12 protein-coding genes are annotated in these 15,031 nt (G+C 58.6%); 5 read left to right on the top strand and 7 right to left on the bottom strand.

The genetic code is table 11. The annotated features are described in order from the left end of the window. Positions 1-4: 4 nt before the first annotated feature. Both xsc and N1037_18430 read right to left on the bottom strand, forming a co-directional pair. Complete coding sequence (gene xsc, locus N1037_18435) at positions 5-1,777, bottom strand: sulfoacetaldehyde acetyltransferase (protein ID UWS79207.1); 1,773 nt, start codon at positions 1,775-1,777, stop codon at positions 5-7. Between the two features lie 246 nt (positions 1,778-2,023). Beyond that, positions 2,024-3,493, bottom strand: coding sequence for a PLP-dependent aminotransferase family protein (locus N1037_18430; protein ID UWS79206.1), 1,470 nt, complete (start codon positions 3,491-3,493; stop codon positions 2,024-2,026). Positions 3,494-3,622: 129 nt separating this feature from the next. Here N1037_18430 and N1037_18425 point away from each other — a divergent pair, with 129 nt between their 5' ends. Next, a complete protein-coding gene (locus tag N1037_18425; GenBank protein UWS79205.1) occupies positions 3,623-3,937 on the top strand; it encodes an ArsR family transcriptional regulator in 315 nt (104 codons plus the stop codon). Continuing rightward, complete coding sequence (locus N1037_18420; GenBank protein UWS79204.1) at positions 3,930-4,976, top strand: permease; 1,047 nt, start codon at positions 3,930-3,932, stop codon at positions 4,974-4,976. The genes N1037_18425 and N1037_18420 overlap by 8 nt, the downstream gene beginning before the upstream one ends. Before the next feature lie 174 nt (positions 4,977-5,150). Here N1037_18420 and N1037_18415 read toward each other — a convergent pair whose 3' ends face one another. Together N1037_18415 and N1037_18410 are read right to left on the bottom strand one after the other, a co-directional pair. Next, positions 5,151-5,735 (bottom strand): GNAT family N-acetyltransferase, encoded by a 585-nt coding sequence (locus N1037_18415; GenBank protein UWS79203.1) that lies wholly within the window; start codon positions 5,733-5,735, stop codon positions 5,151-5,153. 173 nt (positions 5,736-5,908) lie between these two features. Then, complete coding sequence (locus N1037_18410; protein UWS79202.1) at positions 5,909-7,306, bottom strand: aminotransferase class III-fold pyridoxal phosphate-dependent enzyme; 1,398 nt, start codon at positions 7,304-7,306, stop codon at positions 5,909-5,911. Between the two features lie 386 nt (positions 7,307-7,692). On the opposite strand from N1037_18410, the gene N1037_18405 reads away from it, so the two are divergent. Together N1037_18405 and N1037_18400 are read left to right on the top strand one after the other, a co-directional pair. Then, on the top strand, positions 7,693-8,469 hold the full coding sequence (locus N1037_18405) for a 3-keto-5-aminohexanoate cleavage protein (GenBank protein UWS79201.1): 777 nt from the start codon (positions 7,693-7,695) through the stop codon (positions 8,467-8,469). A gap of 3 nt (positions 8,470-8,472) precedes the next feature. Beyond that, positions 8,473-9,801: an aspartate aminotransferase family protein gene (locus N1037_18400; protein UWS79200.1), complete on the top strand. Its 1,329-nt coding sequence runs from the start codon at positions 8,473-8,475 to the stop codon at positions 9,799-9,801. A 35-nt stretch (positions 9,802-9,836) separates the two neighbouring features. Here N1037_18400 and katG read toward each other — a convergent pair whose 3' ends face one another. Both katG and N1037_18390 read right to left on the bottom strand, forming a co-directional pair. Then, positions 9,837-12,053: a catalase/peroxidase HPI gene (katG, locus tag N1037_18395; protein ID UWS79199.1), complete on the bottom strand. Its 2,217-nt coding sequence runs from the start codon at positions 12,051-12,053 to the stop codon at positions 9,837-9,839. A 303-nt stretch (positions 12,054-12,356) separates the two neighbouring features. After that, on the bottom strand, positions 12,357-13,913 hold the full coding sequence (locus N1037_18390) for a hypothetical protein (GenBank protein UWS79198.1): 1,557 nt from the start codon (positions 13,911-13,913) through the stop codon (positions 12,357-12,359). Between the two features lie 248 nt (positions 13,914-14,161). On the opposite strand from N1037_18390, the gene N1037_18385 reads away from it, so the two are divergent. Next, positions 14,162-14,455 (top strand): hypothetical protein, encoded by a 294-nt coding sequence (locus tag N1037_18385; protein UWS79197.1) that lies wholly within the window; start codon positions 14,162-14,164, stop codon positions 14,453-14,455. Here the strand turns inward: N1037_18385 and N1037_18380 are convergent. Then, positions 14,431-14,991, bottom strand: coding sequence for a GNAT family N-acetyltransferase (locus N1037_18380; protein ID UWS79196.1), 561 nt, complete (start codon positions 14,989-14,991; stop codon positions 14,431-14,433). The genes N1037_18385 and N1037_18380 overlap by 25 nt on opposite strands. Positions 14,992-15,031 lie beyond the last annotated feature (40 nt).

Raw genomic sequence — 15,031 nt, 5'->3', positions numbered from 1 at the left:
TGGATCAGACCTGCTGTTCGCGCATGTCAGAAGCGTCGATACCTGCAACCTCGACCGGCTTTTTCATCGCGTCGCGGCGGAAGGGTTCGCCCAGTTCCTGGTTGATCATCGCCTCGATGAGGGTGGTGATCCCGTTCTTCTGATCTTCGACAGCTTGCGACAGGGCGGCTGTCAGCTCATCCATGGTGCGGGCAATGACGCCTTTCAGACCACAGGCCGTGGCGATCCCCGCATAAGACACCTGCTGGTCCAGCTCGGTGCCAACAAAGTTGTCATCGAACCACAGGGTCGAGTTGCGCTTTTCCGCGCCCCACTGGTAGTTGCGGAACACGACCTGCGTCACCGCGGGCCACTCGCTGCGGCCAATTGCGGTCAGTTCGGTCACCGCAATGCCAAAGGCACCGTCGCCAGAAAAGCCGACAACCGGCACATCAGGGCAACCGATCTTGGCGCCAACAACCGCTGGCAGGCCATAACCACAGGGGCCAAACAGGCCGGGGGCCAGATATTTGCGGCTGTCATCAAAGGACGGATAGGCGTTGCCGATGGCGCAGTTGTTGCCAATATCAGACGAGATGATCGCCTCTTTTGGCAGCGCGGATTGGATTGCACGCCAGGCCATGCGCGGGCTCATCCATTCTGGTTTATCTGCGCGGGCGCGTTCGTTCCAGGTGGTGCCGGGATCGTCGTCTTCGTGATCCATCGAGCTGAGCTGCTGCGCCCAGGTGGATTTTGCGGTGGAGATCAGCGTCATGCGATCGTCGCGACCCTCGTCACCGGCGCTGTCAGACAGTTTTTCCAGGATCGACGTGGCGACTTTTTTGGCGTCGCCCACGATGCCAACGGTGACCTTTTTGGTCAGGCCGATGCGGTCAGGGTTGATGTCGACCTGGATGATCTTGGCCTCTGTTGGCCAGTAGTCGATGCCATAACCGGGCAGGGTCGAAAACGGGTTCAGGCGTGACCCTAGCGCCAACACCACATCTGCCTTGGCGATCAGCTCCATGCCGGCTTTGGAGCCATTGTAGCCCAGCGGACCCGCAAACAGGGGGTGCGATCCGGGGAAGGCGTCGTTGTGCTGGTAGCCAACACAGACCGGAGCACTGAGACGCTCGGCCAGCTCTTTGGAGGCCTCGATGCCACCGGACAGAACCACACCGGCCCCGTTCAGGATGACGGGGAACTTGGCGTCGGACAGCAGATCAGCCGCTTCCTGCAGCGAGGCTTCGCCGCCACCGGGGCGTTCAAACTCCACGATCTGTGGCAGCTCAATATCGACGATCTGGGTCCACATATCACGGGGGATGTTCAGCTGCGCCGGGGCAGAGCTGCGCTTGGCCTGCATGATCACCCGGCTGAGAACTTCTGCCACGCGGGACGGATCACGGACTTCTTCCTGGTAGCAAACGCAGTCGGCAAACATGCGCATTTGTTCCATTTCCTGGAAACCACCCTGACCGATGGTCTTGTTGGCGGCCTGTGGTGTGACCAGCAACAGCGGCGTGTGGTTCCAGTATGCGGTTTTGACGGCGGTGACAAAATTGGTGATGCCGGGGCCGTTCTGGGCGATCATCATCGACATCTTGCCGGTGGCGCGGGTATAGCCATCTGCCATCATGCCGCCAGAGCCCTCATGGGCGCAGTCCCAGAAGGTGATGCCTGCTTTGGGGAAGATGTCGGAAATCGGCATCATTGCCGAACCAATAATACCAAATGCATGCTGAATGCCGTGCATTTGCAGGGTTTTTACAAAGGCTTCCTCGGTGGTCATTTTCATGGCGGGTGCTCCTAAGTGAGACGCATAGAGCCCCGGCCAGTTACCGGGGATTATCACTGGTTTAGGCAGACTAAGCCCGCGCAGTTAGGGCCAGTTCCAAACGCGGATAGAGCCAAAACAGGCGCTGCCTTTGCAAAAGTAGGGGCTTTCAGCGGATCACCTGCGCGCGCAGGGTTCCGAGATATCAATGCGCGATATGATTTGTCTCATTCAACATGAGTGTTGCTGTGGCAGATCAGGGGTTGGTTAGGCTGTTTCTGCCTGTTTCAGGGCCTGCGCCAAGAGGGCCAGGCCAGGCGCAATGCGGTTGGCAGAAATGGAGGAATAGCCAAGCCGAAAGAAGTTGTGCTGGCGATGTTGCGCCGAAAAGAACGGCGCTCCGGGTTCAACAATGACGCTGTCGGGTTTCAACTGCTCAGCAATATGAGCCATGTTGATGCCATCGGGCGCCTGCATCCACAAAGATGAGCCGCCGTAGACCCCCTCGCCCGATACCGTGAGCCCATGTTCGATGATGGCTTCTTCGATCACTTGGCGGCGGTCCTGCAGAACCTTTGCGGTGCGCCGGATCTGGGCATCATAATGCCCCAGGGACAGGAAATAGGCGACGGTACGTTGGACATGGCCCGGAGGATGTCGCAGTACATTGGCGCGCAGGGCGCGGGCTTGGCGAATAAAGGCTTCGGAGCCGACAATATAGCCCAGTCGCAACCCTGGAAACAGGGATTTGGAGAAGCTGCCGACATAAATCACCCTGCCATCGGAATCGAGTGACTTCAGGGCCGGGGAGGGCGCCCGCATAAAGGACATTTCAAATTCATAGTCGTCTTCGACAATGACCGCATCAATGTCATGGGCACGTTGCAGCAACTCACGGCGCCGTGCCATGGGCATGGTTGCCGTGGTGGGGCTTTGATGGCTGGGGGTGCAGAAAATGACATCCGTGTCATCGGATATGTCCTGTGGTGGTAGACCGTCCTGATCCACTGGGATGCAATCAACCTGACAGCCCACATGATGCAACTGGTCGCGCAGGGTGTAATAGGTCGGGTCTTCGATGGTGGCTTTGCTGCTCTGGTTCAGCAAGAGCTGACCAGCCAGCCAGAGGGCGTTTTGGGCGCCAAGGGTGATCAGGATCTGTTCGGGCCGGGCAATGACGCCACGACGGGGCAGGGTGTGGCGGGCGATGTATTCGATCAGCAGGGGGTCGTCTTGGTCGAAATAGTCGTCTGTCAGCGCCGCAAAGTCTTTTTGCCCCAGGGCGCGCAGCGAGCAAAGCCGCCAATTGGCATGATCAAACAGCGAGGGATCAGCCTGCCCGTAGATAAAGGGGTAGCGATAGCTGCGCCAGTCTCGGGCCTTGCGCGGGGTGTCGCCGCCAGTGAATTTGCGCACCAGTACAGTGTCCCAGTCCACTGCCTCTCTGGATTGCACAGGAGGGGTGTAGATTGGTGGGACAGGTGCGTTTTCCGACACAAAATACCCGGAGCGGCCGCGCGATGTCAGGTAATCATTTGCCAGTAGTTCTGTATAGGCCAGCGTGACGGTGATGCGGCTAATGCCCAGATGTACCGCCAGTTTTCGCGAGGAGGGCAGCTTTTCACCAACGCGAAAGCGCCCTGAAAGGATGCCTTCGGCGATCATTTCCTGGATTTGCGCCTGCAGGGTGCCCTGGGCGTCGGAATTCAGGAAAAATGTGTCAACGGATATAGCCATGACGGGCACCTTAGGGTGGACATAAAGCGTGCGCAATCTGGACTTAAGGGGAGGCGGAAGATTCATGGGGTTGTCTTTTGCAAAATAAACCATAAAACTAGTTTTATAGAATCAAAGAGGAGATCCAGAATGTTGTGGGAAGAAGCGGCACAGGGTTTTGCAGCCATGGGCTCGGAATCGCGCCTGCAGGTATTGCGCTGTCTTATTCGCGCAGGCCGGGAAGGGCTCACTGTTGGGGACATTCAGGACCGAACGGGTATTGCTCCGTCGACCCTGGCGCATCATTTGAAATTCTTGACCGGCGCTGGCGTCGTTGATCAGGCGCGGGTTGGGCGCAGCACTCTGAACCAGGCAAATTTTGAACAACTGGAAAAACTGGCGGGCTTTATCTTAAGCGAATGCTGCGCCGATCTTCCCCATAACAAGGCGGCAAATGATGGCTGATCTGTCTCAGAACTCATCCCACCCCCTGCCGGAGGCGAAAGGCCCCCGATTGGCGTGGCTAAAAACACCCTGGACTGTGAGCCTGCTTATACTTTGTGCCGTATTGTTGCTGGATCCGGGGAATTTCCAGGCCGTGGTCATTTTTGCCGCCAAGGCTTTGGCTCATACGGGTCGGTATATTCTCTTTGCGGTGTTGCTGTTGGCCTATCTCAAGGCCACTGGGGCAGAAACCATGGTGGCGCGGGCCTTTGTTGGGCGTGAGGTGCGGATGATTTTTCTGGCCGCAGTCTTTGGCGGCCTGGCACCGTTCTGTTCCTGCGAGGTCATCCCCTTTATTGCCGGGCTTCTGGCGCTGGGCGCACCACTTTCCGCCGTGATGGCCTTCTGGCTGGCGTCACCACTGATTGACCCACCAACCCTGCTGATTACAGCCGGCGCGCTGGGCTGGGATTTTGCCATCGGCAAAGCGGTCATCGCCGTTGCCCTGGGGCTGTTTGGCGGGTTCTTTGTCAAAACTCTGATGGGGCAGGGGGCCTTTGCTGATCCGCTGAAACAGGCGCCCAGCTGTTCCAGTTGCTGTTCTTCCGGTCCAAAGCTGGATGACAAACCACACTGGAAATTCTGGCAGGACCCGGAGCGGCGCCTGAAATTCCGCAGCGAGTTTATCAGTAATGGATTGTTTCTGCTGAAATGGCTGGCGCTGGCCTATGTGTTGGAGGCAATTCTGGTGCATTACGTGCCTGCTGATCTGATTGCAGGTCTTGTTGGGGGCGACGGCGTGGTGCCGATTGTCCTGGCGGCGCTGGTGGGCATGCCGGCCTATCTCAACTCTTATGTGGCGCCGCCCCTGTTGGCGGGGCTGATGGAGCAGGGCATGAGCGCCGGTGCTGCGATGTCCTTTATGGTGGCCGGGGCTGTGAGCTCGATCCCGGCGATGGCGGCGGTCTGGTCCCTGGTCAAGCCAAAGGTCTTTGCCACCTATCTGGGGCTTGGCGTCAGTGGCGCTATTGTTTCGGGGGTGCTGTTCCAGCTGATCTGATTGGCTAGAGCTCCGGGTGGGGCTCCCGCCCGGAGTTGTCATTCAAAGAATGCCTGCCTCCCGTTGGGCCCAGCGCCGCGCTGACGCGCGGCGCTGTGGCGTTTGGGGCAAAGCTGTCGCAGGGGAGCACAGCTGTTTAAAATGCCTAGCTGGCCGATTATACAGCCGCGTCGATCAATACCGTGTCATAAGATGGTTCAGATGGGCCTGAATGGTTGGCCATTCCGGTGCGATGATCGAATAGACTGCCGTGTCGCGGAGGCTGCCGTTCCCCATCCGCATATGAGCCCGTAAGATGCCATCAGGTTTTGCCCCAAGTCGTTCAATCGCACGGCGGCTTTGGTGGTTGATCACATGGGTGCGGAACTCCACGGCGATGGCGTCGAGATCCTCAAAGGCGTGGCGCAGCATCAGCAGTTTACATTCGGTGTTCAACCCCGAGCGCTGTACCGATTTGCGGTACCAGGTCGAGCCGATTTCAAGCCGCTGATTGATCTGGTCGATATTCATATAGGTGGTCATGCCGACAGCCCGGTCAGAGGCGTCCAGAATGGCAAAGGCCACCATGCTGCCTGCCTGTTGCAGCGCCAATCGCCGGTCAATCTCGGCTGGGACATCGGCCGGGGCGGGTATTGTCGTGTACCACAGCGCAGCAAGGTTACCATCGGCGCTGGCCTCGGCCAGATCGGCGGCGTGGGCTTGGCTGAGCGGCGCAAGCGTGACCTGCTGACCGGTAAGTGTGACGGGTGTGGCCCACATGGGTCGACTCCTTTATCGCATATCCTTTGCGCCAAAGTGCAGTCGGGATGGGCTGTTAGAAAGAGCCACTTTTGTTCAAAATGGGCAGTCCAAAATGCTCGTGCTGCCTGGACTGATATGTAAAACGCCCCGGAAAACCGGGGCGTTTTAGTTGTAAGTGAGGACTGGAGGTTTTAGCCAAAGACCTTGGTTAGGGCCTTGTCGACAGCATCGGTGATGGCGTCGATGTCTTCGGCGGTGACGATCAGCGCCGGGCTGAAGCACAGGGTGTTGTTCTTACCGGGAACAGAGCGGTTGGTGACACCGATCAGAACACCCTGGGCACCACAGTCTGCCACAACCTGCTGGGCGAGCTTCTCGTCCACTGGCTCTTTGGTTTCGCGATCAGTGACCAGTTCGGCCCCAAGGAACAGACCCTTGCCGCGTACATCGCCAATCACGGGGTGCTTTTCTTTCAGCGCCAGCAGATTGTTCATCATCCGTTCGCCCATGGCGGTGCAGTTGTCCAGCAGGCCCTCTTCTTCGATGATGCGCATGTTTTCGAGCGCCGCCGCAGGGCCGGCGGTGCAGCCACCAAAGGTGGAGATGTCGCGGAAGTAGTTCAGCGGGTCCGAGGCATCATCTTTGAACATGTCAAAGACCTCTTCGGTGGTGACCAGCAGGGCGATAGCTGCATAGCCGGAGGCAACACCTTTGGCCATGGTGACAAAATCAGGCTTGATGCCGTAGTGTTGATAGCCAAACCAGGTGCCGGTGCGGCCCACGCCACAGACAACTTCGTCGATGTGCAGCAGAATGTCATACTGGGTGCAGATCTCCTGCACGCGCTCCCAATAGCCTTCGGGGGCCTCAATGACGCCGCCACCGGCTGTCACCGGCTCCAGGCACAGGGCACCAACAGTTTCGGGGCCTTCGCGCAGGATCACTTCTTCGATGGCATTGGCGGCAGCAATGCCAAACTCACGCCCCGACAGATGTTCAAGACCCAGCTCGTGCTTGCGGTATTCCATGCAGTGGGGCACGCGAATGAAATCAGGCGCAAAGGGGCCGTATTGCGCGTTGCGCTCATCCTGGCCACCGGCGGACATCGCCGCCAGCGTGGAGCCGTGGTAATCGCGATCCCGGTACAGGATCTTGGTTTTCTTGCCGCCGTATTTTTTGTGCGCGATCTGGCGCACCATCTTAAAGGCTTTCTCGTTCGCCTCGGAGCCGGAGTTGTTGTAGTAGACGCGGCTCATGCCCGGCATCTTTTCGATCAGTTTCTCGGCAAAAAGCGCACCGGGGATCGAGCCTGCAGACTGGGCAAAATAGCACAGCTTCATCATCTGGTTATAGACGGCTTTGCAGATCTCTTCGCGGCCATAGCCGACGTTGACAGTCCAGACGCCGCCAGAGACCGCATCCAGGAACTCTTTGCCGTTCTGATCCCAGACGCGCATGCCTTTGCCTTCGACGATGATGCGCGGATCATTCTCTTCAAAGGGCTTATGCTGAATCAGGTGGTGCCAGACATGGGCCTTATCAGCCGCAACTACCCGGCTGAGATCGTTTTCGTTGAACGTGCCGTCCATGACATGTCCTTCCATAAAAGTAAAAGTGGGGGTGTCTGCCAGCTGCCTGTCAGCCGGAGTCGTCATAATCTGACGAAACGCCAAAACGGGCGGATACTCTAGGGCCAGATGGTGGGGTGTTTTGCGTCCAGTTTTGGGGCAGGCCTGGCAGGCTATGGCAGGCCCATTTTTAACCAATTGGTAAAAAAGAACTTTCCCCCTGGGACAGGGGGGACCTGTGGGCAGAACCCGTAGGGTTTGGGACCCATGTTTGGTCTGTTGAGGTCGAAAATGGCTTCACATCCGGGTGAAGAGATAGCGAAAGAGCAAATGTTCTGAAAATGCTATCTTGAGATCGCACTGGGCTGTCGCCAGTGTTTTGGCGACGCCAAAGCAGGAGATAAGAGGTGGCAGATTATCAGCTGACCGTGGCGCCCAACGGGGCGCGTCGGCAAAAAGCCGATCATCCAGAGTTGCCAATCACGCCGCAGGAGTTGGCACAAACCGCACGGGCCTGTGCCGAGGCAGGTGCCAGCACATTACACCTGCACGTGCGCGATGATGCGGGCGGGCATTCCCTGGATGCCGGGCGCTATCGTGCGGCCATGGCAGCTGTGGCGGATGCAGCGCCCAATATGGGTGTACAGATCACCACCGAAAGCGCCGGGATCTATGCCCCAGAGACGCAGCTGGCCTGTTTGCAGGCGCTGCGCCCCGCTGCGGCCTCGATTGCGGTGCGGGAAATGGCCAGGGCGCCCGAGGTAGCGGTGCGTGCCTATGGGCTGTGCGCCGAGGCGGGCACTCAGGTTCAGCATATTTTGTATTCACCGGCCTGCATTGCCCAGCTCACATCCTGGTATGCCGACGGCGTCGTCCCTGCGGCGATGCGAGATGTGATCTTTGTGCTGGGGCAATACGCGCCCGCGACACCGGGACGGCCCGATGGGCTGGCCGATTTTGTGTCGGCAGCTAAGGCGCTGGATCTCAGTTGGAGCCTATGCGCCTTTGGCCGAGACGAGCGCGCCTGCCTGCTGGCGGCGATCCGGGCGGGCGGCAATGCCCGTGTTGGATTTGAGAACAACCTGGAGACCCCAGAGGGCAGAGTGCTGCAGGATAATGCCGCTTCGGTCGCGGCGCTGGTCAAGGCCGCCTCACTGGCAGGCCATACCCTAAAAAGGAACTGATCCATGAGCCATGTTTTTCCACGTCATACAAAGGCCAACCTGCCCACTGCTGTGGCGGGTGACGGCTGCTATCTGATCGATGCAACGGGCAAACGCTATTTTGACGGCTCCGGCGGGGCGGCGGTGTCCTGCCTGGGCCATTCGGACGCGGCTGTGATCCGCGCGGTGCAGGAACAGGTGGGAAAGCTGGCCTTTGCCCATACCGGATTTATGACATCGGAACCGGCAGAGGCTCTGGCTGATTTGCTGATTGAGCAAGCCCCGGCGGGGTTGGATCGGGTCTATTTTGTTTCTGGAGGGTCCGAGGCCACCGAAGCCGCAATCAAGTTGACGCGTCAATACCACCTTGAACGCGGCGAGCCAGAGCGCCGCCATCTGATTGCGCGGCGGCAAAGCTATCATGGCAACACTCTGGGGGCCCTGGCCGCCGGCGGCAACGCCTTGCGGCGACAGCAGTTTGATCCGCTGTTAATCGGCGTGTCGCATATCGCGCCCTGTTATGAATATGCCGATCGCCCCGAGGGCGAGAGCGCCTTTGACTACGGCCAGCGGGTCGCCAATGAGCTGGAGGCGGAAATCCTGCGTCTGGGTCCTGAAACCGTGATGGGATTTATCGCCGAACCGGTTGTCGGAGCCACCTCTGGCGCGGTGCCTGCGGTGCCGGGCTATTTCAAACGCATTCGCGAGATATGTGACAAATACGGCGTCTTGCTGATCCTGGATGAGGTCATGTGTGGCATGGGCCGCACAGGCCATATGTTTGCCTGCGATGCCGATGGGGTGTCGCCCGATATCCTGTGTATCGCCAAAGGCCTGGGCGCGGGATACCAGCCCATAGGTGCGATGCTGTGCAGCGCAGATATCTATGCAGCTATCACGGCAGGGAGCGGCTTTTTTCAACATGGCCACACCTATATAGGTCATCCGGTGGCAACTGCAGCCGGGCTTGCCGTGGTGACGGAGATGCTCAGCAGGGATTTGATTTCCAAGTGCCGCGACAGGGGGGCGCAGCTGCAGTCGGCCTTGGTCGACCGGTTTGCGGATCATCCACATGTGGGGGATATTCGTGGTCGTGGCTTGTTTCGCGGCATTGAATTGGTGGCGGATCGTACAACAAAAGCGCCGTTTGATCCGGGTAAGACCCTTGCTGCCAAGGTAAAAAGCGCTGCCTTTGAGGCCGGGTTGATCTGTTATCCGATGTCTGGCACCCGTGATGGGCGTATCGGCGACCATGTCCTGCTGGCGCCGCCCTTTATCATGACCGAAGCCCAGATTGGCGAAGTGGTGGACAAGTTGGATCAGGCTATCGCCCTTGCCTTGCAGGGGATCTAGGCCCCAGGGGGCTTAGATCGGGATTTTCTGGTGGATTAGCTCAGATCAAAGCGATCTGCGTTCATCACTTTGACCCAGGCGGCAGCAAAGTCCTGCACAAACCGCGCCTTTGCGTCGTCCTGGGCGTAGGTCTCTGCGATGGCGCGCAGCTGCGAATTGGAGCCAAAGGCCAGATCAACGCGGCTTGCGGTCCATTTTGCTGCACCGCTGGCGCGGTCGGTCCCGGCGTAGCTGCCATCGTCCTGCGGCGCCCACTGGGTCGCCATATCGAGCAGATTGACAAAGAAGTCGGTGCTTAGGCTACCAGGGGTGCTGGTGAAGACACCCAATGAGGATCCGCCGTAGTTCGCGCCCAAGACCCGCAAGCCACCGATCAGAACCGTCATTTCCGGCGCTGTCAGGGTCAACAGCTGGGCCTTGTCCAGCAACATCTCTTCGGGGGAGATGCTATACTGCTTTTTCTGGTAGTTGCGGAAGCCATCGGCCTCTGGTTCCAGAACGGCAAAGCCGTCGACATCGGTCTGCTCTTGGGTGGCATCGGTGCGACCGGGTGCAAATGGCACCTCGATCTCCTGACCTGCGGCACGTGCGGCCTGTTCCACAGCGGCTGAACCGGCCAGAACAATCAGATCCGCCATTGAGATCTGCCGCTCCCGCACTGTGGCGTTGAAGGTGCTGCGGATCTTTTCAAGTCCACTTAGGACGCGCGCCAGTTGCTCGGGCTGGTTCACCTCCCAATCTTTCTGCGGGCTCAGCTGGATGCGCGCGCCATTGGCGCCGCCGCGTTTGTCAGACCCGCGGAAGGTGGAGGCCGAGGCCCAGGCGGTGGACACCAAGTCTGCAACAGAGAGATCAGAGGCCAGAACTTCGGCTTTCAGAGCGGCAATGTCGGCCTCATTGACCAATGCGTGATCTACAGCGGGAACGCAGTCCTGCCAGATCAGCTCTTCTGCCGGGACTTCATCCCCGAGATAAAGCGACCGTGGCCCCATATCGCGGTGGGTGAGCTTGAACCAGGCGCGGGCAAAGGCATCGGCCAGCTCTTCTGGGTTCTCATGGAAGCGTTTGGAGATTGGCCCGTAGATCGGATCCATCCGCATCGCCATATCAGCCGTGGTCATCATGGTCTTGACCTTCTTGCTGGAGTCATGGGCCGCCGGGGCCATGTCCTCGGGGCGGACATTGACCGGTTCCCAGATCCAGGCGCCTGAGGGCGATTTGGTCAGGTTCCAGTCATAGCCAAACAGCAGGTCAAAATAGCCGTTGTCCCACTGGGTCGGGTTGGCGGTCCAGGCGCCCTCAATACCGCTGGTGGTGGTGTCATCGCCTTTGCCGGTGCCGTGGCTGTTGATCCAGCCCAGGCCCATGGTTTCAATCGGCGCGGCTTCTGGCTCTGGGCCAACCAAATCCGGATCCCCGGCGCCATGGGCCTTGCCAAAGGTATGGCCACCGGCCACCAGCGCGACGGTTTCCTCGTCGTTCATCGACATGCGGGCAAAGGTTTCGCGGATGTCCCGCCCCGAGGCCAGGGCATCGGGCTGCCCATCGGGACCTTCGGGGTTCACATAGATCAGGCCCATCTGCACCGCAGCCAGTGGGTTTTCCAGATCACGCTCGCCGGAATAGCGGCTGTTCTGGGCAGAACTATCGGCCAGCCATTCGTCCTCGCGTCCCCAATAGACGTCTTCTTCGGGCTCCCAGACATCGGCCCGGCCCCCGGCAAAGCCAAAGGTCTTGCCGCCCATGCTTTCAATGGCACAATTGCCGGCCAGGATCATCAGGTCAGCCCAGCTGATCTTGTTGCCGTATTTCTGTTTGATCGGCCACAGCAGGCGGCGCGCCTTGTCGAGGTTGCCGTTGTCGGGCCAGCTGTTGAGCGGCGCAAACCGCTGCTGCCCAGTGCCGCTGCCGCCGCGCCCATCCGAGGTGCGATAGGTGCCGGCGCTGTGCCAGGCCATGCGGATGAACAAGCCGCCGTAATGGCCATAATCGGCAGGCCACCAGTCCTGGCTGTCGGTCATCAGCGCCACGAGATCCTGTTTCAGAGCCGTAAGGTCCAAGGATTTGAAGGCCTCTGCATAGTCGAAATCAGCCGCCATAGGGTCGGATTTTTCGGAGTTCTGATGCAGAAGTTTCAGATTGAGCTGGTTGGGCCACCAATCCTTGTTTGATCTTACACCGGTTGAGGCGCTTTTGGCACCGCTGTGCATCACCGGGCATCCACCTGTTTGTGGGGCGTCGTTTCCGTCCATTTTGGTCTCCGATCTGGCTTGCTTTTATGGCCGTGGCGAGAGGAGGACGCAGATTTTTCTGCCTCCTTCTTAGGGTATGCAGGCAGGGTAGCAAGGTGAATTGATAAAAGGAAATTGCACTTTTGTATTGTTGTCATAGGAAGAGGTTATGATGGTGACGATTTGAGGCCGCCAGCTGAAATCAAACCAGGGTGGTCCGAGCTCTCCATAGAAAACGGCGCCACCCAGCCCTGATCGCTCCGGAATCAGGGCCCTTGATAAAACGGCCAGGGCTGGCAAACTGGTAGCCTTTTCAAGGGGAATTCAGGGTTGCCGCCGTAGGGCGTCAATGCGGTCACAGATTTGCATATACGTCGTTGCACCTGTGAAATCCGTTTCCAGAACCTGCCTCAGGCCAATGCCGTCAAACCGTTCTGACCTATTGATAAGACGGGAGAAAAAGGCGTTTATATTTCGCTCATCCGCAATCGAGATACGTTGAGCCAGTGGTTCAGCAGGCAAGACGCCCCTGAAATTGGGGTCATAGTCCAGCAGGGCTGGGCATAGGCGTTTTTGCCAGATGTCCTGCCCGCTCTCGCTTTGCTGTGAGGTCGTAGCCAGGATCGGTTGCAGCAGCGCAGGTTTGTTTGGCAGAATGCGCACCATGGGAACAACCTGGGCCGCAGAGGGGCTCGTTTCGCTGCGATCCGGGCGGCGGGGGCGCCGGGGCTGCGAAAACGATGCATCCACCCAGTGTTGAGGGTGCGGCCACTGTGGTGCGCGCATCGCTTCATCACTGTCATGGGACATGTCGGCGCAGACCTGCTGACGATGGGTGAGCACAGGGTTCTGGCCATTTTGTGCCAGGAGATCCTCAAAACTGGCCAGCCGGATCTCTAAGGTCTCGAGGATTGGGGCCATCTCGCTAGCAATGACGCCCTGTCCTGTGCTGCTGGGGTTATTGGCAGATGCGGTTTGCCCGCCAATCTGTAGCGCCACGGCATCGCCCGTGGCGGCCGAGACCCAGGCGGACCCACTGTCGCCAGCGGATGAGACCTTGCCGCCTGCAACAGGAATGTCGGTTTCATAGACCAATTTCAGCCCTTCTATATCGCGGTATTCCAGCATGCCTTGCCGTGTTTCATACTGCAGGCGATACAGCCCCCTGCCATCGACCCGCGCCTGGGCGTTGCTAGATGCGCGGGAGGTTTTGTTCAGGATTTCACCCAGACAGGCAGATCTGACACGGCTGATACTCTCAAAACCGCCAAATTGCAGTGGCAGCCAGGGCTGATCCGGCAGCAGTTCAGCCAAAGCGGCATCTCCGCTGCGGTTCAGCATCCAGCGTTTCAGATTGGCTATGTGATTGCGGGGGTCAAATTCATCATCACGCTCCCCCAGTTGCATGATTGGATCATTGCGGCGTGCCCGTGGGCCAGCCAAAACATGCCAATTTGACAGGATGCCGGGTCTGCCGGTGGTCTTATCAATTACCACCAGGCCAATTGTACCCGCTCCCTCACCGGATCTGCCGCAGGGAAGGCCGCCCATGGTATAGGGTTGTCGGGTGCTGGCCCGGCGCGCGGCGCCAGGTTCCAATGAGGGCTGATAGGCGGCTTCGATGACGTCCAGTGCGACGCCTTCCACATGGGTTGGCAGCACCTGTGAGGGCATCAGGGCGTCAAGCGGCAGTTTGCGATCTAGATGCAGGCGCAGGCAGATCTCATCGGTGCGCTGCCCCTGCCGCCAGCGATAGCCGATGTCCACGCCGCGAAAATAGGAACGGTGGCCAAAGGTCTGATAGGCCTTTGCAAGCGGGTAATCCAAATCTGCTGGAAAACTGGTGTCGCGAATTGGTTCAGCAGTGTGCAACTCAGCCATGGTTCTCTCCCGGTTTCACCAATTGGGCGTTTTTTTGAAACATCGTAAAAGCCGACTGTGAAGGCAGCGTGATATTGCAGTCAGGAGGCTGGCTGGGCGTTTTGATAGGCAGGTTTTGACGCTACGCTGGTGGTCATCTGTCAACGGGGTATGCAGACTATAGGCGAGCAGTTTCAAAAGAAACCCTTGGAAAGAGAGCGCTTTGAAGGCAAGGTTGCGCTAATCCGTTCCAGAAGAGTGTGAGAGACATGTTTGATTTGACCACTGTAACCGCTGAACAATTTGCCAAATTCCAGGATCAGGAGTTTGTGATTACCTCTGCGGAGCCACCCGTCACTTTGAAGTTGATCGAAGTGACCAAACTTGGGACGGGTGAGCGGGAAGGCGGCGCTTTTTCACTGTTATGGCAGGGACCGCAAACGCCAGCTTTAACCCAGGAAATACATAAGCTGTCCCATCCCGAAACGGGGGACCAGGACCTGTTTCTGGTGCCTGTGGCGCAGAAAGAGGCCGGGTTTCAATACGAGGCGGTCTTTACCTGACCGCCTGACGTTGTCCGCGCGGCCTCAGCAGCTTGGGGCGTCCAGAACAACAAATCATAGACGCCCTTTTCCTCGATCGTGACAAAGCCAAGCCGGTGGTAGAGCGCCATTGCCGGGTTGGCCTTTTCGACATGGATACCAATACCGCGTGAGCCATCGGCAGCCGCGCCTATCTGCAAGTCTCGCAACAAGCTGGCGCCGATGCCCTGACCACGTGCCTCTGGCATCAGGGCAATGTCGATAATCCGGTGCTCTTTGGGCCAACGCTCAAGGTAAAGACGCCCTATTGGGTTGCCTTTTTGCTCAATCACCAGCCACAGCGCATCTGGATAATGCTTTTGGTAGTGGCTGTGTTGGGCCTCAAACTGCATTTGGCAAAAGGCCTGCTTCTCTGCCTCGCCCCAGCCGACCTGCGCCAGTTCAGCCTCACGTGTCGAACGATAAAGCCGCGACAGAAATCCCATGTCCTGGTCGGTGATCGGTCGAAAACCTATGTGGTGTCGCGCTGCATGGTGAAGCAGGGGCAATTGGGTCATAAACAGGCCTTTGCGGTTGCGAGGGGCAGATCTCCGGGCA

The sequence above is a fragment of the Phaeobacter sp. G2 genome (genome assembly GCA_025163595.1).
Lineage (GTDB): Bacteria > Pseudomonadota > Alphaproteobacteria > Rhodobacterales > Rhodobacteraceae > Pseudophaeobacter.
Note: the sequence above shows the minus strand (reverse complement) of the source record. Positions and strands in the feature narration are given on the sequence as shown.

Bases quoted from the DNA above. Each gene is read 5' to 3' on its own strand.
- xsc (UWS79207.1), bottom strand. From the start codon at position 1,777: ATGAAAATGACCACCGAGGAAGCCTTTGTAAAAACCCTGCAAATGCAC.
- N1037_18430 (UWS79206.1), bottom strand. From the start codon at position 3,493: ATGGCTATATCCGTTGACACATTTTTCCTGAATTCCGACGCCCAGGGC.
- N1037_18425 (UWS79205.1), top strand. From the start codon at position 3,623: ATGTTGTGGGAAGAAGCGGCACAGGGTTTTGCAGCCATGGGCTCGGAA.
- N1037_18420 (UWS79204.1), top strand. From the start codon at position 3,930: ATGGCTGATCTGTCTCAGAACTCATCCCACCCCCTGCCGGAGGCGAAA.
- N1037_18415 (UWS79203.1), bottom strand. From the start codon at position 5,735: ATGTGGGCCACACCCGTCACACTTACCGGTCAGCAGGTCACGCTTGCG.
- N1037_18410 (UWS79202.1), bottom strand. From the start codon at position 7,306: ATGGACGGCACGTTCAACGAAAACGATCTCAGCCGGGTAGTTGCGGCT.
- N1037_18400 (UWS79200.1), top strand. From the start codon at position 8,473: ATGAGCCATGTTTTTCCACGTCATACAAAGGCCAACCTGCCCACTGCT.
- katG (UWS79199.1), bottom strand. From the start codon at position 12,053: ATGGACGGAAACGACGCCCCACAAACAGGTGGATGCCCGGTGATGCAC.
- N1037_18390 (UWS79198.1), bottom strand. From the start codon at position 13,913: ATGGCTGAGTTGCACACTGCTGAACCAATTCGCGACACCAGTTTTCCA.
- N1037_18385 (UWS79197.1), top strand. From the start codon at position 14,162: ATGTTTGATTTGACCACTGTAACCGCTGAACAATTTGCCAAATTCCAG.
- N1037_18380 (UWS79196.1), bottom strand. From the start codon at position 14,991: ATGACCCAATTGCCCCTGCTTCACCATGCAGCGCGACACCACATAGGT.